This window comes from Streptomyces albicerus (assembly GCF_008905045.1).
Lineage (GTDB): Bacteria > Actinomycetota > Actinomycetes > Streptomycetales > Streptomycetaceae > Streptomyces > Streptomyces albicerus.
This window is the reverse complement of sequence record NZ_VWMY01000045.1, coordinates 76,878-99,330: the sequence shown is the minus strand read 5'-3', so window position 1 is coordinate 99,330 and position 22,453 is coordinate 76,878. Positions and strand designations below refer to the sequence as shown.

Genomic DNA, 22,453 nt, shown 5'->3' with positions numbered 1-22,453 from the left:
CCCCGTCGGGGGCCAGCCCCCGAACCCCCGCTCCTCAAACGCCGGAGGGGCTGATCTTCAGCCCGTCCGGCGTTTGAGGACGAGGCCGCTAGGCCGACAAGCGGGGTCTGGGGGCGCAGCCCCCAGGGGACGGGAACGGGTAGGGGCGGCGAGGGCGAAAGAAGCCGGCGTTCGCGGGTCGCGGCCGCTCAACGCCAGCGCGCGCTCGAAGACGGGCGCGTCAGCCGGCACCGGCACAGGCGCCGCGAAGCCGTTGTACTGGCGGTAGAGGTCGCCGTGGGTGACCACGACGTCGAGGACGATACGGGCCGCCGGTTCCGAGATCCGGTAGTCCTGGCCGGTGGCCGCCGCCACGTCCCAGCCGTGCACCGCCAGCTCCTTGACGATCATCGAGGCGAGCTCGCCGGCAGGCATCGTCCCCATGCCGAGGTCCACCTCGCCCTCCCACACCACCGGATCCGACCAGGCGGCGACGGCCCGGTCGAGCTGTGCCGCGTACGCCGCAGCCCACCCGGGGTCGGAGGTGAAGTCGCGGCCCGTCAGCTCGTCGGGGAGCGGCTTGCGCAGGGCCCGGTGCTCCAGACCGTGGGAGGTGTAGAGAACCCAGTGGTTGACCATCGCCCGGACGTCCCAGCCCGGGCAATGGGTCGGCTCGGCCAGCCGCGTGGCCGCGACCCCGCGCGCGACCCGGGCGGCCTCGGCCGCGCACTCGACCATGGACGGATACAGGGTGGCAATCGTGTAGGGCGCGTTCTCGGCGGCCGTCTCTTTGTCCATGCGCTCCACGCTAGGGACGAGCCGCGGAACCCTCTTGAACAAACGCGACAGCCGCATCGGCCAGTCGCACCAGTTCGGCCACTGGCATCGAACCCGCCGTCCGCCGCTCACGCGCGAAGTCGTTCGCGAGCCGTTGCAGCAGGTCGTTGAGCGGCGTCGGCACACCGTGCAGCCGCCCCAGCAGAACGATCTCCCCGTTGAGGTAGTCCGCTTCGATCGTCCCCGTCCCGCGGTTCAGCGACTGCCAGGACGACCCGGCACCCCGCTCGGACCCGTCGAACGGCTCGAAGCGGATCTTGTCCGCCCGGGCTTCCTTCTGCTCCTCGTCGCTCGCGTACGCGATCCCCGCCGCGGCCAGCACGGCCTCACCCTCCGCGCGCACCCGGCCGTAGAGCGCGATGCCCTCCTCGCTGGTGAGCACCCCACTGACCGCCTCGATCGAGTTGGCGAGGTTGCCGAGGAGCTTGGCGTACTGCCAGCGCGTCACATCGGCCACGACCGGCGCCTCGAAGCGGGACGCGGACAGGTCGGCGGCGATATGCCGCGCCGTGTCGTCCGTACCGTGCGGAAACCGGCCGAGGTGCAGGATGCCGGTCAACGGCGTACCGGCGGCGGACACGACCCCCGGCTCGACGAAGGTGGCGGGCAGCCACACGCACACCCCGTACACCCGCCGGAAGCGACGCAAGGCGAGCCGCTGGCTCTCCACGCCGTTCTGCGCGCAGACCAGGGGCAGCAGCTCGGCCGCCGTACCGCCGCCCGCGACGGGCACCGGGCCCCACGCCTCCAGCGCCGCCTGGCTGTCCTGCGTCTTGACGGCGAGCACGAGGACGTCGTCCGCGCGCAGCTCGCCGAGGCTGTGCGGCCCGTCGACGGTGGGCAGCCGGTGGGTGCGCGACCCGTCTGGGGTCACCAGGCGCAGCCCCCGCTCGCGCAGCGCCTCGTACTGCGTGCCCCGCGCGACGAGAACCACGTCGTGCCCCGATTCGGCGAGGCGGCCGCCGATGGCCCCGCCCACGGCCCCTGCTCCGATGATGATGTAGCGCATACGTCCGAGCCTGCCACAGTCGCATGTACGTTCCATCAATGGTTTCGGAAAGCTTCGCATCGCTCCCCCGTGCGGGGACATGTCCCGCCTCGACGAGCCGGGTTGACCTTGTCCCTGGGGCAGACCCGAGGGTCCGGGGCATGGACTTCTACCTGAAGCAGAGCCCGTACAGCGATCCCGGCGCCGTACCGGCCGATCTGCCCACCGACCCCGGTGAACTGGCCGTCCTCGTGAGGAACTTGCTCATCCATCGCGAGGAGGGCGGGTACTTCGGATACGCGATGCCGGAAGAGCGCCGCCACGAGGACGCCGAGGCCCGGTACGTCGGCGAGATACTGCGCATCCTGCGCGAGCGCGGACGGGCGCCGCTCACCGAACACCGGGAGTTCGGTGAGCGGTTCGCCGGAACGTGCCGGGACTTCGCACTGCTGCTGTGCGCGTTCCTGCGTGCGACGGGCACACCAGCACGCGTCCGGTGCGGCTTCGCCACGTACTTCGAAGACGGCTCCTCCCCCGTGCACCACGGGGACCACTGGGTCACCGAATACCGTCTGCCGGACGGCAGTTGGCGACTCGCCGACGCCCAGATCGCCGACGGGGCGCACGACGTGTCCTTCGATCCGCTGGATGTTCCGCGGGATCAGTTCCTCGTCGCCGGAGCCGGCTGGCTTGCGTGCCGTGGGGGCGACGCGGACCCCGGGACCTTCGGGGTCGGCCTCCCGGAGAACGATCTGCGGGGTCTGTGGTTCGTGCGCGCCAACGTCGTGCGCGACCTCGCGGCCCTGGGTGGGGTGGAGGTGCTGCCGTGGGACGTGTGGGGTCTGGCGGCGAAGGACGAGCCGGAGGTGACGGGGGACGATCTCGCGCTGCTCGACGCGGCGGCCGCGGTCGAGGCCGCCTCAGTCGTGTCGTCCGAGGAGGTCCGGCGTCTCTCCGCGGACCCCCGCCTCGCCGTACCGGACGAGATCATCTCGCACACGACCTACCTCGGCGTCCGGAAGGTCAGGCTCCCCGAGCGCCTTCGGGGCTGAACGGCGTCCCCTGATGGAAGTACAGCAGCCACCCTTCCTCCGTCCTGCGCCACAGCGAACTGCGGTGCACGTGGCGGCCGTTGTTCTCCGTGTCGAAGGTGAGGTGGACCAGGTCCGGGGCGAGCTGCACGCCCTTCATACGGGAGGTGATGCTGGGGCGGCCCCCCGGTTCGGTCTTCGCGGCCAGGGTGTCGATGATCGAGGCCCGGTCCCAGTGCCGCCCGGAGGCGCCGAACTCGTGGAAGTCGGGGTGCAGCAGCGCCCCGACGAGTTCGGGCGAGCGGCGGATCTCCGGGTCGAGGAGGCGCAGTTCGCCCTCGATGGCCGCCTCGACGGCGGGGTTGCGGTCAGCCACTGGTCAGCTCCGCGAGTTTGACGACGGTGTTCCAGTTGCGGGTGGTGGCGACGAGGCCCTTCAGCAGCCGGGGCCTCGACAGGTTCTCCGCCAGTTTGGAACGGCCGAGGCCGTCCGGCGCGTACAGATAGAGGACGCGGTCGCCGAGGCGGAACTCCTCGGGGAGGAAGGCCTGTTGGTCGATCGAGGCGAAGCGTTCGGGGTCGGCCGGCGCCGAGAAGTAGGTGGCGTGCAGCTGCTTGGCCTCCAGGTCGGCGGCGGGGAACGGGCAGGCGTCGAGGACGGCCTGGAGGTACGCGTGGTCGCGGACCAGCACGTCGACCGTGAAGCCGAAGCGCTTCTCCAGCGCCCGCGACAGCTCCGCGGCGTGCGTGTCCTCGTCGCCGTGGTCGCCGGCGAAGACGGCGTTCCCGCTCTGGAGATACGTACGGACGTCCTCGTATCCGAGGCCCTCCATGAGGGTGCGCAGTTCGGCCATCGGCACCTTCTTGCTGCCGCCCACGTTGATCCCGCGCAACAGCGCCGCGTACCTCGTCATCCGCTCGCTCTTCCGCTCGCTCATCCGCACACGATAAAGCGGCCGTCGTGCCCCGTGGGGGTGGGCACGACGGCCGCGGCTCCGGACCGGCCCGGGCAACGCAAGTTACCGGCCGGTTGGCTCGAAACCCTGACCGATCCGCGCGCTCAGATCAACACCCGCACACACCTGTGACTTGTTCAACAAGCTTTCGTAATAACAAAGGGGATCTTCACTGCCAGACCGGACCCCCTGAGCCCGATCCCGGACGAGTCCCCTTACATGTAAGGGACCTTCATCCTCCTCAGTGCTGATACCGCGGGGTCCGAGCGGAGGACTCGGGCTCACGACACCTCACCGGGCAGCACGACGAAAGATCCTTATCCGCCCCATACCTTCGAAGCTGAAGGTGTCGGCAGGGGGCCGGCACCGAAGACAAGGGGGAAGGCCCGTCATGGGGAACGGAGACACGCGGGTACGGGGCATAGCAGCCCGGGCCGGCGGCTGGAGCGCCCGGCATCGCTGGGCGGCCGTCGGGATCTGGGTGCTGTTCGTCGTTCTGGCGATGGGGCTCGGCTCGGCGGCGGGCACGGTCGAGCTCAAGGACAGCGATCAGCTCAGCGGCGAGACCAGCCAGGCCGCGACGATCATCGAGGACGCGGGCATCGACGAGCCGGCCGGGGAGACCGTGCTCGTCCAGGCCAAGGACGCGGGCGTCAAGGCGACGGACGCCGAGTTCCGCGCGGCGGTCGACGCCGTGATGAAGGCGGTCGAGGGCACCGGCAAGGTGACCGACGTGACCTCGCCGTACGACACGGACACGATCTCGAAGGACGGCCGCAGCGCGCTGGTGCAGTTCGACATGCGCGGCGAGGCGGATACGGCGGGCGAGCGGGTGGGACCCGTGCTGAAGGCCGTCGACGAGGTGCAGAAGGATCATGACTCGGTGCGGATCGAGGAGATCGGCAGCGCCAGCATGATGAAGACGTTCGACGACGCGTTCGGCGACGACTTCCAGCAGGCCGAGTACTCCGCCGTGCCCGTGGCCCTCGGCATCCTGCTGGTCGCGTTCGGTGCGCTGGTGGCGGCGCTGGTGCCGGTGCTGCTCGCGATCACCGCGATCGTGGCGACGATGGGCCTGATGGGGATCGTCAGCCATCTGCAGCCGATGGACGACGCCTCGAGCTCCGTGATGCTGCTCGTCGGTCTGGCGGTCGGCGTCGACTACTGCCTGTTCTATCTGCGGCGCGAGCGCGAGGAGCGCGCGGCGGGCAGGGACAGCGAGACGGCGCTGCGGATCGCCGCGGCGACCAGCGGCCGCGCCATCATCGTCTCCGGTGTCACAGTGTGCGTGGCGATGGCGGGCATGCTGTTCACCGGACTCGCCACCTTCAAGGCGATGGGGCTTGCCTCGCTGATGGTCGTGGCGGTCGCCATGGTCGGCTCGGTGACGGTGCTGCCGGCGGTCCTCTCGCTGCTCGGTACGCGGGTCGAGAAGGGGCGGATTCCGTTCCTGCACCCGGACAAGCGGCGTAAGGGCAACGGCGGTTCGGCGGGCGGCGAGAGCCGGTTCTGGACGAGCGTGCTGCGGGGAGTGCTGGCGAAGCCGGCGATCTCGCTGGTGGTCGCGGCGGGTGCGCTGCTGGCGATCGCGGCTCCCGCGCTCGGCATGAAGACCCAGAACCTCACGCTGGACCAGGAGTTCGGCGACTCGCTGCCGATCGTGGCGACGTACGAGCGGGTGAACGAGGCCTTCCCCGGCGGTTCGGACCCGGCCGAGGTGGTCGTCAAGGCCGACGACATCAACTCGGCCGAGGTGAAGGCCGCGATCGCCGACTTCCGTGAGCGGGCGGTCAGTTCGGGCGCCTCGCGCGGTCCGGTCGAGGTCAAGGTGCACGACTCGCAGAACGTCGCCTTCGTGTACGTACCGCTGGTGGGCGGCTCGGACCTGGACAAGGCCGAGAAGAGCCTGGAGACCATTCGCGACGAGGTCCGTCCGGCGACCCTCGGCAAGGTGGACGGGGTCGAGGCTCCGGTGACCGGACAGGTCGCGGGCTCGAAGGACTTCAACGACCAGCTCGTCAGCGCGGTGGCCCCGGTCTTCGCCTTCGTCGTGGTCTTCGCCTTCCTGCTGATGCTCCTGTCGTTCCGCTCGCTGACGATCGCGATCACCTCGATCGTCCTCAACCTCCTTTCGGTGGGAGCGGCTTACGGAATCCTGGTCGGCATCTTCCAGCACGGCTGGGGCGCGTCGCTGGTGGGCGCGGAGGGTGTGGGCGCCATCATCACCTGGCTGCCGCTGTTCCTCTTCGTGATCCTCTTCGGGCTCTCGATGGACTACCACGTGTTCGTGGTCTCGCGGATCCGTGAGGCGCGGATGCGGGGGCTGCCGACGCGGGACGCCATCCAGCACGGGGTGGTCACCACGGCCGGTGTCGTCACCAGCGCCGCCGTCATCATGGTCGCCGTCTTCGCGATCTTCGGCACGCTGTCCATGCAGTCCATGAAGCAGATGGGCGTGGGCCTCGCGGCCGCGGTCCTCATCGACGCGACGATCATCCGCGGCGTGCTCCTCCCGGCGGTCATGGCCCTCCTCGGCGAACGCAACTGGTACTTCCCGAAGTGGCTGAACCGCCTCCCGGACCTCACCCACGACGAGGCCCCCGAGGCCGTGTCCCCGCCTCCGCCGCCGGCGGTCGAGGGCGAGAAGGTCGGCGTCTGACAACCTGACACCCAACAGAACGAAGTGTGGCCGGGGCACTCGCCCCGGCCACACTGTCGTGTGCGACGCCCTCAGGCCGCCGCGGCCACCTCGTCCCGTTCGAAGGAGTCGATCGTGCGGGTGAAGTCGCGGGTGGAGAGCAGCAGCTTGTAGATGATGGCGAGTTCGAAGAGGAGGAGCAGGGAGCCGGAGACGACGGTCGCCTCGATGACCGCGTCGAGGAGAGGGCCGACGATGAAGACGCCCATCTGGAATTCGATGCCGCTCACCAGGTGCGTACGGATGCGGTGGCGCAGGAGGAAGGAACGTGCGCGGAGATAGACCGGGAAGCGGTGGCGGAACTCCTGGTGGAGGTCGATCACTTGGGCCTGGGGCTTCTCGGGGTCGTCGGCGGTGCCTTCGAGGCCGGATTCGGTGCCCGATGGGTGCACCGGCTGCTCTGGCGGTGCCGCGGAAGCCGTGCTCGAGGCCGTTGCGGAGTCCGCGGCGGTCGCCTTGCGGAGGTCCTGTTCGATGTCCGCCTCGGGGTTGTTGCGCAACAGGTCTTCCATGAAGGCGAGTTCGGCGGAGTTCTCCGCGCGCCGGGCGTCCCGCATACGCGCCTTGATCTGCTTCCGCATGGAGTGGCGGATCTTGAAGATCTCCAGGGAGTTGATGTACCGCAGCGTGTCGAGGCCGACGACGGCGAGGGCCAGCCAGATGTAGATCGTGTCGCCGATGCGGTCGTACTGCCCGGCCATCAGCGCGACCCCGCACACCGCCACCCGGATACGGTCGAAGACGAAGTCCAGCCAGGCCCCGAACACGGAGCCCTGGCCGGTGAGCCGGGCCACTTTCCCGTCCATGCAGTCGAGGACGAAGCTCAGGTGGTAGACGACCGCACCGGCGATCAGCCACCGCCAGTCACCGAGTGCGAAGCACGCCGCCGAGACCAGCCCGAGCAGGAACGCGCCCCAGGTGATCTGGTTCGGCGTGACCTTCGTACGCATCGCGGTCAGCCTCACCAGCGGCGTGGCGACCGGGTCGACGAGCAGCACGGTCCACCACGCGTCACGCTTCTTCTGGGTGATGCGGCGCACCTCGGCGAGGGGCGGTATGTCTCGGCGCATAGGTCAACTTCCCAAAGTTCGAAGTGAGTTCACCTCACGCTAGGAAGGTGTTCAGACAAGGAACAAGAAGAGACCCACGCAACCTTTGACTGGGGGTAACGGTCGTACTCGGTAACCCAGTCCGCGCCTTGACCGGGCAGACCCCGCGTTACCCGAGCGTTACCGAATGACCGTCCTGTTATCCAAAGTGCGCCATGGCTTCACCGTTGGCGTACAACCGTGACCCGGGGGAATTCCGAGTTCGCTGACGGTCACCCGATCACGCCCTTTCGGGGCTCAGCGACACCTCGGTCGCGCCCCTTTCGGATTTCCGCTTCGATCAGATCCGCCGCACGCTTCGTGCCGCCCTCGGCCGCCATCTCCGCCTGGAGCTCCTTGAGCCGCCGCGCCACCTCCGGGTCACCGGCCAGCGCGAGCACGGCCTCGCGCAGAGTCTCGGCCGTCGCCTCCTCCATCGGTACGTGGCGGGCGACTCCCAGCGCCTGAAGCATGTCCGCGTTGCCGAACTGGTCGACGGCCTGGGGCACGCAGACCATCGGTGTGGCGGTCGCCAGCCCTTCCTGGCTGCCACCGGCGCCCGCGTGCGTGATGAAGGCGTCGGCCTGCTTGAGGATCGCCAGCTGCGGTACCCAGTCGTGGACTTCCACGTTCCCCGGGACCTCGCCGAGCTCGGCCGGGTCGACGTGCTTGCCGATCTGGAGCACCAGGTGCCAGCCCGGCAGATCGCCGAAGGCCTTCACGCAATCGCGATAGAAGCCCGGCTGTCTGGTGAAGGCAGAACCCAGGGACACGAGGACGACACGCTCGGCGTCGGCGGGCCGCCGCCACTCCCCTTGGGCCGCGCGGTCACCCTGGCAGGCGCCGACGAAGGTGTACACCGACTCGTCGACCCGCTCGGCATTCGGCTGAAGGACCTTCGGGATCAGGACGAGAGAGCGGGCGGGGCGGCCCATGAACGGGTCGGGGTGCTGCGTGATCCCGTTCTCCTCGAGCCAGGCGTGGAAGCGCGCGTAGTACGCCTGGCCCCGCTCGGTCTTCTTCGGCTCCGCCCACATGGGCTCGGCGACCTCCTCCTCGTAACCGTCCCAGGCGACGAGGTTCGGAGAGAGCGAGACGGCCGGGACGCCCCAGCGGTGCGCGAGGACGCGGGCCGGGTACGAGGTGATGTCGTGCAGCACGAGGTCCGGCTCGTCGCCCTCATACGCTTCGATGAGCTGCGGCAGCGCCTGGATCGCGTCGTCCAGGAAGGGTTCCACGTTGTCCAGGAGCGTGGTCCCCCACGCCTCCGGGTCATCGTCCGGGGACGGCAGGGTGGAGTTCCAGAGCTTCGGCTCGGCACCCGTCTCAGCCACCTTCTCCGCGAAGGCCGGCGGAATCGCGTACGTGACCCGGTGGCCACGGGCGACAAGCTCCCGGATCACCTCGATGCTCGGGTTCACATGCCCGTGGGCGGCGATGGAGAACATGGCGATGTGAGCGGGGCTTGGTGTGGTCATGCGTCGACCCTAAACGAGACGAGACGTCTCGTGCAATCCGTTTTCGGGGTGACGCTGTGTGCGGTAGCGGAGTGGGGCCCGATCAGGTACCACGGAAGACAGGGCCGACATACGGGACCCACCGCCGTCACGAAGGGACGGTTCACCGTGGAGACGCGTATCGACGAGATCGCCGAAGGCATTTACCGGATCTCGACCCATATGCCCGAGGTAGCCCCGCCGGCGGGCTTCACCTTCAACCAGTTCCTGATCGCGGCGGAGGAACCCCTGATCTTCCACACCGGGATGCGCGCGGTCTTCCCGGCCGTTTCCGAGGCGATCACGCGCGTGGTGCCGGTGGAGCGGCTGCGCTGGGTGACCTTCGGTCATGTCGAGGCCGACGAGTGCGGCGCGATGAACGAGTTCCTGGCCGCCGCCCCGCACGCCGAGGTCGCCCACAACACCCTGGGCTGTCTGGTCACGCTCAATGACCTCGCGTCCCGGGAGCCTCGCCCGATGGACGACGGGGAGACCCTCGACCTCGGCGGCAGCCAGGTCCGCCGGATCGTCCGCAACATCAACACCCCGCACGTACCGCACAATTGGGAGGCTCGGCTGCTCTTCGAGGAGCACACCCGCACCCTGTTCTGCGGCGACCTGTTCACGCATCTCGGCAACGGTCCCGCCGTCACCGGCGACAACCTCGTCGAACTGTCGTTGGAGGCCGAGGGGATGTTCCGGCAGATCTCCTGCCTGACCGCCGTCACGACGGCGCTGCGCTCGCTCGCCGATCTGCAGCCGACGACGCTCGCGGTGATGCACGGCTCGTCGTTCAACGGTGACTGCGCCGGCGCGCTGAAGGACCTGGCGGACGGGCTGGAGTCGCACTTCGGACCCGAGGCCGGGTTCGTCAACCGGCCGAGCGTCCTCTCGGCACCGCATCCCGGGCTCGACTGACGGACGTGTGCTCAACGTGGCTCCAGCACCTGGTGGAGCCCCATCCACTGCTCGGGCGACACCTCGCCGACCAGCGCACGGGGGTCGAGGCGCGCGGAGCGGAACGCCGAGTCGACCCGGCGCCTCGGGTGGGCCCGGCGCAATGAGGCGTGCAGCGAACCCCCGACGCCGGAGAAGCCCAGCTCGACCAGGTGCCGCCAGGCGTCGTACGCGGGCGGGTCGAGCAGCGGTGTGCCGCGCCGCTCGATGCGTACGATCCCGGCGTCGACCCGGGGCACGGGCCGGAACCGGGTCCTGGCGACCCGCCCGAGGAACCGCCACTCGAAGCGCGGCCAGCTGCGGATCGTCAGCAGGGTCCAACTCCCGTAGTTTCCCGTGCGTTTGCGGGCGTATTCGAGCTGGGTGAGGAGGGTGGCGTCGGTGAGTGCGGGCGCGCGCAGACACCAGTCGACGACGGCCGAGGTGCGGGAGAACGGCACGTTTCCGGCGACGGAGAAGGGTGTACGCGGCGACCGCGCGGCGAGGAAGTCGCCGCCGATCACCCGTACTTGGGGGGTCGCGGAGAAGCGGGCGCGCAGCGCGGGTACGAGCCGCGGGTCGATCTCGTAGGCGAGCAGCTCCCCGCACCGGGGCGCGAGCACATCGGTCAACGCACCCTTGCCCGCGCCCACTTCGAGCAGCAGGGGCCGGTGATGCGGATGCGGTACGGCGAGCCGGGCGAGACGGTCGGCGGTGGCGCGGTCGGCGAGGAAGTTCTGCGAGAGCGCGCGCGAAACTGCGGTGGGGCGGGCCATGGCCTGCGGTCCTTGTCTTCCGTGCGGGGCATACGGGCAGACGAAGGCCCCGACCGGAGACAGGAGAAGGACGCGCAGGGCGGGCACGCGTCAGATGCGTGCCTGCTTCAAGGCGTACGAAAAGGGGTGCCCGGCGGCAGAGCCGTCAGCGGACGTGGTCCCCCGGGCCGGTCAGGGCACCGGGGGCGCGACGCATCCGGATGGAGTACGTGCAGCCCCGGCCGTGACCGGAGAAGAAAATCGCGTTGATACCCACGAGCAGCACGCTAGGCGGGCCCGGAGGGGACGGACAACCGGTTTTCTCGCGCCCCGCGGCGCGGTCGCGATCCCCGTGACGCCCCATGACGGCGCTCAACGCTGATAGCGGGCCAGCACCAGGTTCCCGTCCTCCACCAACCGCTCGCGCAACTCCCCCAGCCCGATGGCCCCGCTGTAGTACTCCTGGAGCGCTGGGGTCGCGACCTTGTCCTTCCACTCCGGATAGCCGCGTACGGACTGGGCGGGCGCCGACCGCAGATGCGCGGCGAGCGCGGTGCCCGTCGCCCACCCGTTCTCCTCGGTGTGCAGCGCCGGATCCCGGAGGGCCTGGGTGCCGGTCGGCAGCATCCAGTCGCCGAGCGCGAGCCGCACCATGTTCCGCGGCTGGAGCATGAAGTCGATGAACGCGACGGCCTCCTTCTGGTGAGGGCTGTCCTCCGCGACGGACAGCGTCTGCGGACTGACGCCCTGAGTGAGCCCGTCGGCACCGGCCGGCGCGGGCAGCACCTGCCAGTCGAACCCCTTGGGCGCCTGCTGCACGATCTGCTGCCGGTACGAGAAGCCGAGCGGGACCATCGCGTACTTGCCACCGAAGAACCCGGGCAGCGTGTCGGAGCCGCCGCTGCCGAGCGTCGAACTCGACGCACTCCCATCGGAGTTGACCTGGTCGTGGATGGTGCGCGGGACCACCTCATCGGCCTCGCCGAAGCGGATCCGGACCTTGCCGTTGGCGTCCCGGTGGAACAGCTGCCCGCCGGTGGAGAGCGACAGGTTGAGCGTGGCCGAGACGGGTTCCTTGAGCGGCCAGGCCACGCCGTACTTGCCGTTCCCGTCGCTCAGTTCATCGGTGATCTGCCTGAACTCGCCCCAGCTCCACGGCTTTTCGGGCGTCGGCACGCGTACGCCGGACTCCTTCAGCCATGTGGCGTTGGCGATCAGGACACGCGGCTCCTGGAGGAACGGCACTCCGTAGATCCCGTCCCCGAAGGTCGCTGTCTCCCAACTCCGCTGCGGAATATCGGACTTGAGCCGCTCGGGCAGAAGGTCGCGCAGATCCGCGAGATACCCGCCGTACGCGAAGTCCGCGAGGTCGTCCGAGGCGTCATGGATGATGTCCGGCGCCTCACCGCCCTCGAAGGAGGTGAGCAGCTGGTCGTGGACGCTGTCCCAACTCCCCTGTACGTACTCGACCTTGACTCCGGGGTGTGTGGCGTTCCACTCCTTCACCAGCTCCTTGTTGGCGTCGACGGACTCCTGCTGCCAGGCGAGGGACTGGAAGCGGAGGGTGATGCGGCCGTCCTCCGAGGCGCTGTCGTCGCCGGAGCAGCCCACGCAGCCGGTGAGCAGCAGCCCGACGACCAGCGCGACGATCCATCTCGTACGCATCGGCATCAGCTCTTCACCGCCCCGGCGAGCATGCCGCCCGTGATCCGTTTCTGGATGATCGCGAAGACGACCAGCGACGGCAGGGTCGCCAGAAACGCGGCCGCGGCGAGGGGTCCGAGGTCCGCCACGCCCTCCGCGCCGAGGAAGTGCGTGAGGACGACCGGAAGGGTCTGTTTCTCCGGGGTCTTGAGCAGCACCAGGGCGAAGAAGAACTCGTTCCACGCGCTGATGAACGCGAACAGCCCGGTGGCCACGATGCCGGGTGCGAGGAGCGGGGCGGTGATCGAGACGAGCGTCCGCACCCTGCCCGCCCCGTCGACCGCCGCGGCCTCCTCCAACTCGGTCGGCACGGCCCGTACGTACCCCACGAGCATCCACAGCGCGAACGGCAGCGCCCACACCACGTACACCATGATCAGCCCCGGTACGGAGTTGATCAGCCGCAGGTTCTTCAGAACCAGGAACAGCGGGATGATCACCAGCACGAACGGGAACGCCTGGCTGACCACGACCCAGCCGGTCGCCGCCTTCGCGAGCCGTGTGCGGTGCCGGGCCATGACGAATGCCATCGGGGTCGCGATCAGTACGGCGATCACCGCCGCGCCGAGCGCCGCGATCAGGGAGTTGAACGCGGCGTCCAGCAGCGGCTGTTCGTCGAAGGCCTGCCGGAAGTTGGCGAGCGTCGGGTCCTCGGGGATCCAGGTCGGGTGCAGACTGCCCAGCTCGCGCGGCGGTTTGAAGGCGGTGGAGAGCAGCCAGAGGAAGGGGAAGGCGAGGAATACGAGATATGCGAGGAGGGCGAGGTACTGGCCCGCGCGGGCCCCTTTGCCGGTCTTCACGCGTCCTCACCCGCCTTCAGCCGGCCCACGAGGTAGCAGGCGAGGATCACCGAGATGACTGCGACCATCACACACCCCATCGCCGCCGCGTAGCCGAACTGCCCGTAGCGGAAGGCCTCTTCGTACGCGAACAGCATCGGCAGCCGGGTGCGGCCGCCCGGACCGCCGTTGGTCAGCACGTACACCAAGGCGAATGAATTGAAGTTCCAAATAAAATTCAGCGCGGTGATGGCGAGCGCGACCGGCTTGAGGGCGGGCCAGGTCACCGTGCGGAAGCGCCGCCAGGCGCCCGCGCCGTCCATCGCGGCCGCCTCGTGCAGTTCGCGCGGGGTGTTCTGCAGGCCGGCGAGGAGGGCGACCGTCGTCTGGGGCATGCCGGCCCAGACCCCGACGACGATCACCGCGGGCAGCGCGGTGGCCAGGCTACTCAGCCAGTTGCGACCTTCGCCCAGGCCGAGGTCGCGGATCGTCTCGTTGAGGATGCCCGCGTCCGGGTTGTAGACGAGCCGCCACATGATGCCGACCACGACCTCGGGCATCGCCCACGGGATGATCGCGAGCGCCCGCGCCAGCGGGCGGAAGCGAAGGTTCTCGTTGAGCAGCAGGGCGAGGCCGAGTGCGAGGAGGAACTGCGGGACGGTCACGCCGACCGCCCACAGCAGACCGATCCGGAACGAGTCCCAGAACAGCGTGTCGTGCAGCAGATCCTGGAAGTTGAGGGTCCCGATCCACTGCGTGGGCTCGGTCCGGCCCGACTGGGAGTCGGTGAACGCCAGCGCGATCCCGTAGAGGAGCGGTCCGACACTGAGCACCAGGATCGGGATCAGCGCGGGCAGCACCAGAAACCACGCGCCGTGATCCACGGGCCGCCCGCCGGCCCCGCCGACTCCCGGCGCACGCTTCGTCGACCGTTTCGTCGATCGCTTCATTGACCGCTTCGTTGACCGCTTCCTCGCGGTCGCCAATGTCACGGAATCGGCTCCTTTAGGCGGCTCATGCGGGTCTGGCCGGCCCGGCGGCCCTCGTCATCGTGCTGACGTACTGACACGGCGTCAAGGCAGCGCGCACGCCCTGGTGAGGGCTCCCACCAGCGCGAATGCGACACTGGGCGGCGTATGGCGCGTTCTCGACGCCGTATGCGGGCACTCGGCGTTCATGTGACGCTGTACGCGACAGCCACGGGAGGCGAGTGATGGACGAGGCACAGGCGCGGGGCGTGCTCGCCGAGGCGGGGCTCGGGCGGGGTGCGGAGTTGCTCGCGCTGGGCGAGAACGCCGTGTTCGCGGCCGGTGATCTGGTCGTCAAGGTGGGGCGCGACGCCGAACTCCTCGACCGGGCGCGTCGGGAGCTGGCCATCGCGGTCTGGCTCGCCGAGGCGGGCGTCCCCGCGGTGCGGGCCGCCGAGCCCAAGGCGCGCTTCGTGTCCGGTCACCCGGTGACGGTGTGGCACCGGCTGCCCACTCCCGTACGCCCCGCCGAACCCCGTGATCTGGCCGAGCTGTTGCGGCTGGTGCACGCCCTGCCCTCCCCCGCCTTCGCACTGCCCCGCCGCGAGCTGCTCGGCGGCGTCGGGCGCTGGCTGCGGCTCGCGGGCGACGCGATCGATCCGGCGGACGCCGCGTTCCTGCGGGACCGGCGCGACGGCTTCGCCTCGGGCGCCGCCACGCTCGCGCCGCATCTGCCGCCGGGCCCGATCCACGGCGACGCGCTGCCCCGCAACGTCCATGTCGGCCCCGACGGACCGGTCCTCGTCGACCTGGAGACCTTCTCGGCCGACCTGCGCGAGCACGACCTGGTGGTCATGGCCCTGTCCCGAGACCGGTACGGGCTGCCCGCCGAGGCGTACGACGCGTTCACGGAGACGTACGGCTGGGATGTGCGCGAGTGGGACGGCTGCGGTGTGCTGCGCGGGGCGCGCGAGACGGCCAGCTGCGCCTGGGTCGCCCAGCACGCGCCGAGCAATCCGAAGGCACTGGCGGAGTTCGAGCGCCGGGTGGCTTCGCTGCGGGACGGTGACGAAACGGTTCGCTGGTATCCGTTCTGACCTCTGAAGGGGCCGTCTCTGACCTCTGAAGGAGCCGTCGGTCAGCCCCGGCCGCGGATCGTCCCGGCCGCACGATGCAGTTCGGCGAGCACCGTACGTACGGCCTTGCGCGCCGTGCGCTCGGGACGGTGCAGCGCGTCGATGTGCCGCCGGGCCTGGACGCCGCTGAGCGGTTTGAGGACCAGCGCGGGATGCGGGCGCATCGTCCAGCGGGGCATCAGGGCGAGGCCTCCGCCGGCGGCGACGGCCTCGGCGACCACCGCGAACTCGTTGATGCGGTGGGCGAGCCGGAGCCGACGGCCCGCGGCCGTGGCGATGGCGTCGATGGTGGCCACGACCGGGAAGCCGTCGTGCGCCGTGATCCAGGGCTGGTCGGCCACGTCGCGCGGGGTGAGCCGCCGCTTGACGGCCAGCGGGTGGTCGACGGGCATGGCCACGTCGAGCGGTTCGCGCAGCAGCGTCGTGGCGGTCACGGTGCGCGGCCATCCCGGGGTGTGTTCGAGGCGGTGGGCGAGCACGAGGTCGTACTCCCGGGTCAGCGGCGGGAAGTCGTCCTGTGTCACGTCCGCGTCGGCGAGGGCCAGCCGTGGTCCGCCGGGCGCCGCGAGCCCCCGTAGCAGCAGCGGGAAGAAGGCCGAACCCGCGCTGTGGAAGGCCGCCACCGACACCTCGCCGTCCGGCCGGTCGACGAACTCGGCGACCGCGTGCCGCGCCCGCTCCAGCGCCGTCTCCACCTCGATCGCCGCGCCGGCCAGGGCCTGCCCGGCGTCGGTGAGCACCAGCCGCCGCCCCTGGCGCTCGGTGAGCGGCACCGGAATCGCGCGCTGCAGCAGCCGCAGTTGCTGGGAGATCGCCGAGGGCGTCACCAGCAGCGCCTCGGCGACCGCCGTGACGCTGCCCAGTTCGCCCAGCTCACGCAGGATCCGCAGCTGCCGTTCGTCCATGCCCTCAGCCTAGGGATCGATGTAGGGAAACTAAAGGATCATTTAAGAAGTTGGCTCTGGGCTTCAGGGATGCCGGGAGTGCAGGGTGGGCGCGTGCCTGCTGCCCGCCGTACCGATGCGGTACTTCTCCTGGTGGCGCTCGTCTGGGGTTCCAGCTATCTCTCCGCCCAGACCGCGACCGCCGTCCTGCCCGTCCTGGTGGTGCTGTTCGCGCGGTATGCGCTGTCCGCGCTCGCCTGTCTCGGCCTCGTAGCCGCCGACCGGAAGTCCGGCGGCTGGACCCGTGACGAGATCAGGGTCGGCATTCCTCTGGGCGTCACCCAGGCAGCCGTCCTGGTCGTGGAGACGTACGGCGTCGCCCACACGAGCGCAGCCAACGCCGGACTGATCATCAGCCTCACCATCGTGCTCACCCCCCTGCTCGACCGCACGGGGCACCGCGGCGGCCTCCCGCCGGCCTTCTACGCGGCCGCCGGTGTCTGCCTGCTGGCCGTCGGCCTCCTCATGTCGGGCAACGGCTTCCACGCGCCACGCCTCGGCGACCTGCTGATGCTCGCCGCCGCGCTGATACGGGCGGCCCATGTCGCACTCGTCGGACGGCTCACCGCACACCGTGCGATACGCCCGATGCGGCTGACCACCGTGCAGACCCTTGTCGGCACGGCACTGTTCCTGGTCCCCGCATCCGGCGATCTTCCGGCCCTCGCCCACATCGGCACGGCGGGCTGGGCCCAGCTGCTCTACCTCGCCCTGTTCTGCAGCGTGTTCGCCTTCCTCGCCCAGACCTGGGCCGTCCAGCGCACCTCGGCCAGCCGGGCCAGCCTGCTGCTGGGCACCGAGCCGATCTGGGCAGCGGCGGTCGGCATCGGCCTCGCCGGCGACCACTTCACCCCGCTCACCGGTCTCGGCGCGGCCCTGTTGGTCGCCGGCACGTACTGGGGCCAGGCCATCGAACGCGCCCATCGGGCCACGGACTTCACGAACCCGGAGCACTCGGACACCACGCATCCGAACACCACGGACGCGAATGGCACGTACTCGAAGACCACCGAAGAGGACCCCGCATGCCCGACCACGACACCACCGACCGCGACACCACCGACCGCGACTACGACACCTACGAGCGTCTGATCACCCTGCTCGACACCTCCACCGTCCCGTACCGACTCATCGACCACGAGCCCGAAGGCACCACCGAAAAGGTCAGCGCGCTGCGCGGACACCCGACGTCCGAGGCCGCGAAGTGCATCGTCCTGAGGGTCAAGGTCGACCGGAAGACCACGCGCCACGTCCTCGCGGTCGTCCCCGGAGACCGCCGCGTGGACCTCGACGCCGTCCGCACGCTGTACGCCGCCCGCTACGCGGGCTTCAGCGACGCGGCCACCGCCGAGCGGCTGGCCCGGGCCGTGCCCGGCACCGTGCTCCCGTTCAGCTTCGATTCCGACCTCGAACTCGTCGCCGACCCGGACGTCGTGGCGCAGCCGAGGCTCTACTTCAACGCGGCCCGCCTCGACCGCTCCCTGGTCATCTCGGGGGACGACTACGCACGGATCGCCGCACCCCGGGTCGAGCGCATCGCGAGCCCGACCCCGACGCCGGTGTGAGCGACCGGCTCAGACCCGCTCGTCCGTCAGGTCCCGCACCGGCCACGTCCCGTCCACCACCGCCGCCGCGTCCCCCTTGCGGCGCAGGAAGCTCTGGAAGTCGGCTGCCCATTCCGCGTACCACTCGATCTGGCGGCGGTGCAGCTCCGCCGGGCCGAGCGCGGCGACCTTGGGGTGGCGGGCGGCTATCGCGACGGCGAGGCGGGCCGCGGCCAGGGCGTCCGCCGAGGCGTCGTGGGCGGAGTCGAGCGCGACCCCGTACTCCGCGCAGACCGCTTCGAGATTCCGCTTGCCGCGGCGGTAGCGGTCCACGGAGCGGTCGATCGTGTACGGGTCGATGACCGGCGCGGGGTCGAGGCCGCCGAGCCGCTCGCGCAGTGACGGCAGTCCGTACCGCCGCAGTTCGGCGGAGAGCAGGGTCAGGTCGAACGCCGCGTTGTACGCGACGACCGGCACCCCCGTCTGCCAGTACGAGACGAGGACCGAGGCGATCGCCTCGGCCACCTGGTCGGCGGGCCTGCCCTCGGCCGCCGCCCGTTCGTTGCTGATCCCGTGCACCGCCACCGCGTCCGCCGGGATCTCGACCCCCGGGTCGGCGAGCCACTCACGGCGTCCGACCGGCTCTGTGCCCCTGACCTCGATCACCGCCCCGGTGACGATGCGCGCCTCGCGCGGATCGGTCCCGGTCGTCTCCAGGTCGAAGCCGATCAGCAGCTCCCCGTGCCAGCCCATGCCGGCCCCCTTCTTCATGGTGCGTTCCCCCAGTGACCTCCACGATCCCATGGGCCACTGACAATCAGAGGACCGCGTTCCGCTTAGTGGCCGCAGAACCGGCCACAGGACCGGTCGCACGGCCGACACGCGACCGGCCGCGGCGCCCGTCGCGGGACCGATCTCATGAGTCGTCAGGACACAGGCCGCGAATCGGCCCAAGCCACCTCGAACTCCTCGCGATATGTTCCGAAAAGCCCTTCTTCACCGGCATCGTCCGCCTTGACCACCCGTCCTGCGCCTCGCAGCACGAGCACCGGCGCCTCCATCCCGCGCGTCCGGCGCAGATACGACTGCACGACCGCTATGCCGTCCGAGCCGTCCCCGTCGACGAGGTACGCCGTGAAGCGGGGCGTCTCGTCGTAGACCTGGATCTCGAAGGCGCCGGGATCGCGCAGGCGGGCCCGCACCCGGCGCATGTGCAGGATGTTCATCTCGACGGAGCGGCTCAACTCGCCCCGTTTGATGCCGAGTTCACGCTCGCGGCGCTTCACCGCGCTGGAGGCGGGGTTCAGGAACAGCAGCCGTACCCGGCAGCCGGACTCGGCCAGCCGCACCAGACGCCGTCCGGAGAAGTTCTGCACGAGGAGGTTCAGACCGATGCCGATGGCGTCGAGGCGGCGCGCGCCGCCGAAGATGTCCTCCGCGGGGAACTGCCGCAGCAGCCGCACCCGGTCGGAGTGCACGCCCACCACGTCCGCGTACCGGTCGCCGACCAGGCTCTCCACGGCGTCGACGGGCAGCCGTCGCGCGGACGGTACGTCGCTGCCCGCGCCGAGTATCTCCAGAAGCTTCGCGGAGGCACGCTCGGCCTGGGCGAGGACGGCCTCGGACAGGGCTCGGTTGCGCGAGACGACGTTCCGGGTGACTTCCAGTTCGTCCAGGGCGAGTTCGACGTCCCGGCGCTCGTCGAAGTACGGCTCGAAGCACGGCCAGTGCTGCACCATCAGCTCGCGCAGCTGGGGCAGGGTGAGGAAGCTCAGGACGTTGTCGTCGGCGGGGTCGAGCAAGTAGCCCTTGCGGCGGCTGACTTCGCGTACCGCGACGGCACGCTGCACCCACTCCTGACCGGCGGGTCCCGCGGCGGCGACCACCCAGTCGTCCTCGCCGTGGACGGGCTCGTAGATCGGGCGCAGAACAGCGGCGACGACCGCACGCAGCCGCTGTTCCACCAAGTTCAGCCAGATGTAGGCCCGCCCGGCTCGCTGGGCGCGCGTACGCACCTCGCGCCAGGCGTCGGCGCCCCAGTCCAGCTCCGCTCCGATCTCCATCGGTCGCGCAAGGGACACCGAGCCCGGTGGGGCATCCGTGGAGCTCCCCTCGTGACCGCCGTCACCAGGGGGCAACTCCAGCCCTCCGGACCCCACCCGCGCACCGCCTTCCGCTCCCCCGAGCACTCCCCCAGCCAACGATCAAGGAAGGGTACTCCGGGAGCGGCAGGCGGTGCAGCCGGATGGACAGGTCGTTTCTCAACTCCCCGCTTCCACATGCCCGTTCTGGTCGGCGAGCTCCGGCGGAGTGAGCGGATTCATAGCGGTGACGTCCCGCGGGGCGATCGAGAAGCCCTGCCAGTGGACCGGCATGGGCTGCTGGTCCTCGTCCCGGGCGACATGGTGGAAGCCCACGTTGACCCAGGCCACGGGGTGCGTGAGGGTCTGTCCGTTGACCCACTTGTCGACGGACTTGCCGGCTCCGGCACCGCAGTTGCGCAGGTTGTTGCTGGCGAACTGCTCGCACTTCTTGTACTGGGTGAAGTAGATGTCGTGCTTGGTGTAACTGCGGCCCGGGTACTTGGTGGTGGCGCCCGGCACGAACTCGTACGAACGGGCGTGATTGTCCTTGTTCTTGCCCACCGTGCTGACCACGCGCCACCAGCGCATGTTCTTGGCGTCGCCGGCGAGTTCCTTGGTGATGTTCGTGCGCGTGGTCTTGTTCCGCGGGGCCGCGCCGCCCTGGGCGGGCGGGCTGACCACGGAGTCGTACTGCTCGACCTTGTTCTTGGAGGAGCCGTCGAGGCCGAAGTTGAGCCGCCAGAAGACGTTGTGGCTGTGGCTCGTGGCGTAGTCCTTGGCACCCTTGCCGATCGGCCAGCCACGGCCGTCGCCGGCGTCGTAGTCCTCGGGCGCGAGGCTGCCGGTGGCGCCGACGTTCATGTTGATCGTGCCGTCGTCCTGGAAGCGCCATTCGGTCATGTACTCGTACCAGCCGACCTGGTTGACCGTGTAGACGAGCAGGTCCTTGCCCTGCTGCTGCCAGACCTTGTTCGCCGAGTCGCCCTGCATGCGGTAGGCGTGGCCACGCGCGCGGGTCGTGGTGCACAGGCCCTTGACGTTCGGGTTCGCCGGGTCCCCGTCCGGGACCTTGACGGTCTTGATGGTGCCGCCGGGGCACTCTCCGGGGGCCAGGTTCATCAGGCCCTGCCCGAAGCCGAAGCCCGTGAGGTCGTCGTACTCGACCGAGCCGTCGTCGTAGGGGACGTGTATCTGCCCGAGCTTCCCGCTGGTCAGGACGCGTATCGGACGGGCTTCGCCCTTGGGCTGGTACGAGACGTTCTCCAGGACCAGCCCGGCCTCGCTCTCGTAGTGCCAGCACATCGTCCAGGTGGTGCCGGTGGAGAGTTTCTGCTCGATCTTGTACGCCGCGCTGCAGTCGGCGGCCGCCGCGGGGGCGGCCTTGGGCTGGGCGACGGCCGGTCCCGCGGCCGTCGCGGCACCGACGGTCAGGGCGGCCACGGAGAGGCCCACCATCGTCCGCCTGCGGGCGCGGCTGATTCTGTTCACGCGCATCAAGAAATGACTCCCTTACAGAGGAGCGTGAGTTGGGAAAGTGAACGAACTCAGGGCGATGAACGAAGGTCGCTGACCGGAGACCCGTTCAGCCGGTCTTGGTGACCTTGCGGGCGCTCAGGTCGACCACCAGGTCACGGCTGTCGATCCAGGGCCCGTTCTTGACCTTCACGAAGAGCCGCAGGCAGCGGTGCTCGCCGCAGTCGGCGATGGCGGCCGGCATACCCGGGGTCGCCCGGAAGACCATGCTGCTGAGCACCAGCTGGTCGGGAGAGGTCAGTTCCTTGTCGGTGGCGTCCTTGTAGTCCGCCTTCAGACCGGCGCCGAGCGGGTCGGCGATCAGGAGCTGTGCGGCCTCGACGGTCTCGGCGCGGCTGAGCGGCGGCTGAACGCCCTGCTGGGTGTCCGTCTGCTCGACCTTGCCGGTGTCGAGGTTGACCGTCTTGGTGACGAGCGAGTCGTCCTTGTAGTCGTAGAACGACACGTCGGCGCGGCGCGGCGCGGCGGGGTCGTCCAGTTCGTCCGCCTCGGGCTCGGCGAGGTTGACGGTGATCCGCTGCGGACCCCGGTCTCCTTCGACGTTCTCGCTGGTGCGCAGCAGCTGCCGGTCCAGGGCGAGCTGCTCGACGCGCTTGGCCTCGTCGTCGGTGAGCGGGTCGCGCCCCTTGCCCGTGTCGCCGTCGGCGGGGGCCTGCTCGACGACGCCCGGCTGCACCGCGGTCTGCCCCGGCCCCTGGCCCTGGTCCTGCCCCGCCTGCTGGGAGGTCTGACCGGCCCCCTGGCCGCCGTCCGAGTCGTCGGCGCCCGCCGAGCCCGGCAGGGTGACCGCGACCATCACGGCGGTCCCGGCGACGGCGATGCCCGCGCCCGCCATCACCTTGCCCAAATGGCGGTGCACTATCTTGCGCACATTCCCCCCACTCCTCCTATTGCCCTAGGAGTCCCTTGAGTCCCACTGGTCGGCATACCTCGTATGCACGGGTCAACCGGTAAGAGGGAGGTAAGTCATAGGTGGTTCCATCACTTTCGGGGACAC

The 22,453-nt window shown here is 69.9% G+C and carries 20 protein-coding genes and 1 pseudogene; 6 read left to right on the top strand and 15 right to left on the bottom strand.

All coding sequences use genetic code 11. The features are described from left to right. Positions 1-162: 162 nt before the first annotated feature. Both GAS53_RS35305 and GAS53_RS35300 read right to left on the bottom strand, forming a co-directional pair. Positions 163-777: pseudogene (locus GAS53_RS35305) on the bottom strand (TIGR03086 family metal-binding protein); the annotation flags it as partial. Between the two features lie 10 nt (positions 778-787). Further along, positions 788-1,825 (bottom strand): ketopantoate reductase family protein, encoded by a 1,038-nt coding sequence (locus GAS53_RS35300; RefSeq protein ID WP_151481844.1) that lies wholly within the window; start codon positions 1,823-1,825, stop codon positions 788-790. A gap of 140 nt (positions 1,826-1,965) precedes the next feature. Between GAS53_RS35300 and GAS53_RS35295 the strand changes: the two genes are divergently transcribed. Further along, positions 1,966-2,856: a transglutaminase-like domain-containing protein gene (locus GAS53_RS35295; protein ID WP_151481843.1), complete on the top strand. Its 891-nt coding sequence runs from the start codon at positions 1,966-1,968 to the stop codon at positions 2,854-2,856. Here GAS53_RS35295 and GAS53_RS35290 read toward each other — a convergent pair. Next, on the bottom strand, positions 2,828-3,211 hold the full coding sequence (locus GAS53_RS35290) for a nuclear transport factor 2 family protein (protein WP_151481842.1): 384 nt from the start codon (positions 3,209-3,211) through the stop codon (positions 2,828-2,830). The two genes, GAS53_RS35295 and GAS53_RS35290, sit on opposite strands and share 29 nt — an antisense overlap. Then, positions 3,204-3,749, bottom strand: a complete 546-nt coding sequence (locus GAS53_RS35285; protein WP_151481855.1) for a DUF1697 domain-containing protein — start codon at positions 3,747-3,749, stop codon at positions 3,204-3,206. The genes GAS53_RS35290 and GAS53_RS35285 overlap by 8 nt, the downstream gene beginning before the upstream one ends. Positions 3,750-4,182: 433 nt before the next feature. On the opposite strand from GAS53_RS35285, the gene GAS53_RS35280 reads away from it, so the two are divergent. Further along, positions 4,183-6,450: an MMPL family transporter gene (locus GAS53_RS35280; RefSeq protein ID WP_151481841.1), complete on the top strand. Its 2,268-nt coding sequence runs from the start codon at positions 4,183-4,185 to the stop codon at positions 6,448-6,450. A 71-nt stretch (positions 6,451-6,521) separates the two neighbouring features. Here GAS53_RS35280 and GAS53_RS35275 read toward each other — a convergent pair whose 3' ends face one another. Continuing rightward, positions 6,522-7,559: a CDP-alcohol phosphatidyltransferase family protein gene (locus GAS53_RS35275; RefSeq protein WP_151481840.1), complete on the bottom strand. Its 1,038-nt coding sequence runs from the start codon at positions 7,557-7,559 to the stop codon at positions 6,522-6,524. 251 nt (positions 7,560-7,810) lie between these two features. Continuing rightward, positions 7,811-9,055, bottom strand: coding sequence for a macrolide-inactivating glycosyltransferase (gene mgt / locus GAS53_RS35270; RefSeq protein ID WP_151481839.1), 1,245 nt, complete (start codon positions 9,053-9,055; stop codon positions 7,811-7,813). A gap of 147 nt (positions 9,056-9,202) precedes the next feature. Between mgt and GAS53_RS35265 the strand changes: the two genes are divergently transcribed. Continuing rightward, complete coding sequence (locus tag GAS53_RS35265) at positions 9,203-9,991, top strand: oxygen-binding di-iron domain-containing protein (RefSeq protein WP_151481838.1); 789 nt, start codon at positions 9,203-9,205, stop codon at positions 9,989-9,991. Positions 9,992-10,002: 11 nt separating this feature from the next. Here GAS53_RS35265 and erm read toward each other — a convergent pair whose 3' ends face one another. The 4 genes from erm to GAS53_RS35245 all read right to left on the bottom strand — a co-directional run bounded on the left by erm (position 10,003) and on the right by GAS53_RS35245 (position 14,197). Further along, positions 10,003-10,785, bottom strand: a complete 783-nt coding sequence (gene erm / locus GAS53_RS35260; protein ID WP_151481837.1) for an ErmE/ErmH/ErmO/ErmR family 23S rRNA (adenine(2058)-N(6))-methyltransferase — start codon at positions 10,783-10,785, stop codon at positions 10,003-10,005. 351 nt (positions 10,786-11,136) lie between these two features. Next, positions 11,137-12,429, bottom strand: coding sequence for an ABC transporter substrate-binding protein (locus GAS53_RS35255; protein ID WP_151481836.1), 1,293 nt, complete (start codon positions 12,427-12,429; stop codon positions 11,137-11,139). Positions 12,430-12,434: 5 nt separating this feature from the next. Then, complete coding sequence (locus tag GAS53_RS35250; protein WP_151481835.1) at positions 12,435-13,268, bottom strand: carbohydrate ABC transporter permease; 834 nt, start codon at positions 13,266-13,268, stop codon at positions 12,435-12,437. Continuing rightward, positions 13,265-14,197 carry a carbohydrate ABC transporter permease gene (locus GAS53_RS35245; protein ID WP_225859278.1) on the bottom strand — a complete coding sequence of 311 codons (933 nt, stop codon included), beginning with the start codon at positions 14,195-14,197 and terminating at the stop codon, positions 13,265-13,267. The genes GAS53_RS35250 and GAS53_RS35245 overlap by 4 nt, the downstream gene beginning before the upstream one ends. Before the next feature lie 263 nt (positions 14,198-14,460). Between GAS53_RS35245 and GAS53_RS35240 the strand changes: the two genes are divergently transcribed. Further along, positions 14,461-15,312, top strand: coding sequence for a phosphotransferase enzyme family protein (locus tag GAS53_RS35240; RefSeq protein WP_151481834.1), 852 nt, complete (start codon positions 14,461-14,463; stop codon positions 15,310-15,312). 41 nt (positions 15,313-15,353) lie between these two features. Here the strand turns inward: GAS53_RS35240 and GAS53_RS35235 are convergent, their stop codons facing one another. Next, positions 15,354-16,256 (bottom strand): LysR family transcriptional regulator, encoded by a 903-nt coding sequence (locus GAS53_RS35235; RefSeq protein ID WP_151481833.1) that lies wholly within the window; start codon positions 16,254-16,256, stop codon positions 15,354-15,356. A gap of 93 nt (positions 16,257-16,349) precedes the next feature. Between GAS53_RS35235 and GAS53_RS35230 the strand changes: the two genes are divergently transcribed. Continuing rightward, positions 16,350-17,387: a DMT family transporter gene (locus tag GAS53_RS35230; protein ID WP_151481832.1), complete on the top strand. Its 1,038-nt coding sequence runs from the start codon at positions 16,350-16,352 to the stop codon at positions 17,385-17,387. Then, positions 17,321-17,860, top strand: coding sequence for a YbaK/EbsC family protein (locus GAS53_RS35225; RefSeq protein WP_151481831.1), 540 nt, complete (start codon positions 17,321-17,323; stop codon positions 17,858-17,860). The genes GAS53_RS35230 and GAS53_RS35225 overlap by 67 nt, the downstream gene beginning before the upstream one ends. A gap of 9 nt (positions 17,861-17,869) precedes the next feature. Here GAS53_RS35225 and GAS53_RS35220 read toward each other — a convergent pair whose 3' ends face one another. The 4 genes from GAS53_RS35220 to GAS53_RS35205 all read right to left on the bottom strand — a co-directional run bounded on the left by GAS53_RS35220 (position 17,870) and on the right by GAS53_RS35205 (position 22,327). After that, complete coding sequence (locus tag GAS53_RS35220; protein ID WP_151481853.1) at positions 17,870-18,592, bottom strand: 3'-5' exonuclease; 723 nt, start codon at positions 18,590-18,592, stop codon at positions 17,870-17,872. A 173-nt stretch (positions 18,593-18,765) separates the two neighbouring features. Next, the gene (locus tag GAS53_RS35215; protein ID WP_151481830.1) at positions 18,766-19,998 is read right to left on the bottom strand and encodes an SAV2148 family HEPN domain-containing protein; all 1,233 of its coding nucleotides are present in this window, start codon (positions 19,996-19,998) and stop codon (positions 18,766-18,768) included. Between the two features lie 102 nt (positions 19,999-20,100). Next, positions 20,101-21,417: a copper amine oxidase gene (locus tag GAS53_RS35210; protein WP_151481829.1), complete on the bottom strand. Its 1,317-nt coding sequence runs from the start codon at positions 21,415-21,417 to the stop codon at positions 20,101-20,103. 88 nt (positions 21,418-21,505) lie between these two features. Beyond that, a complete protein-coding gene (locus GAS53_RS35205; RefSeq protein WP_151481828.1) occupies positions 21,506-22,327 on the bottom strand; it encodes a Tat pathway signal sequence domain protein in 822 nt (273 codons plus the stop codon). Positions 22,328-22,453: the final 126 nt, after the last annotated feature.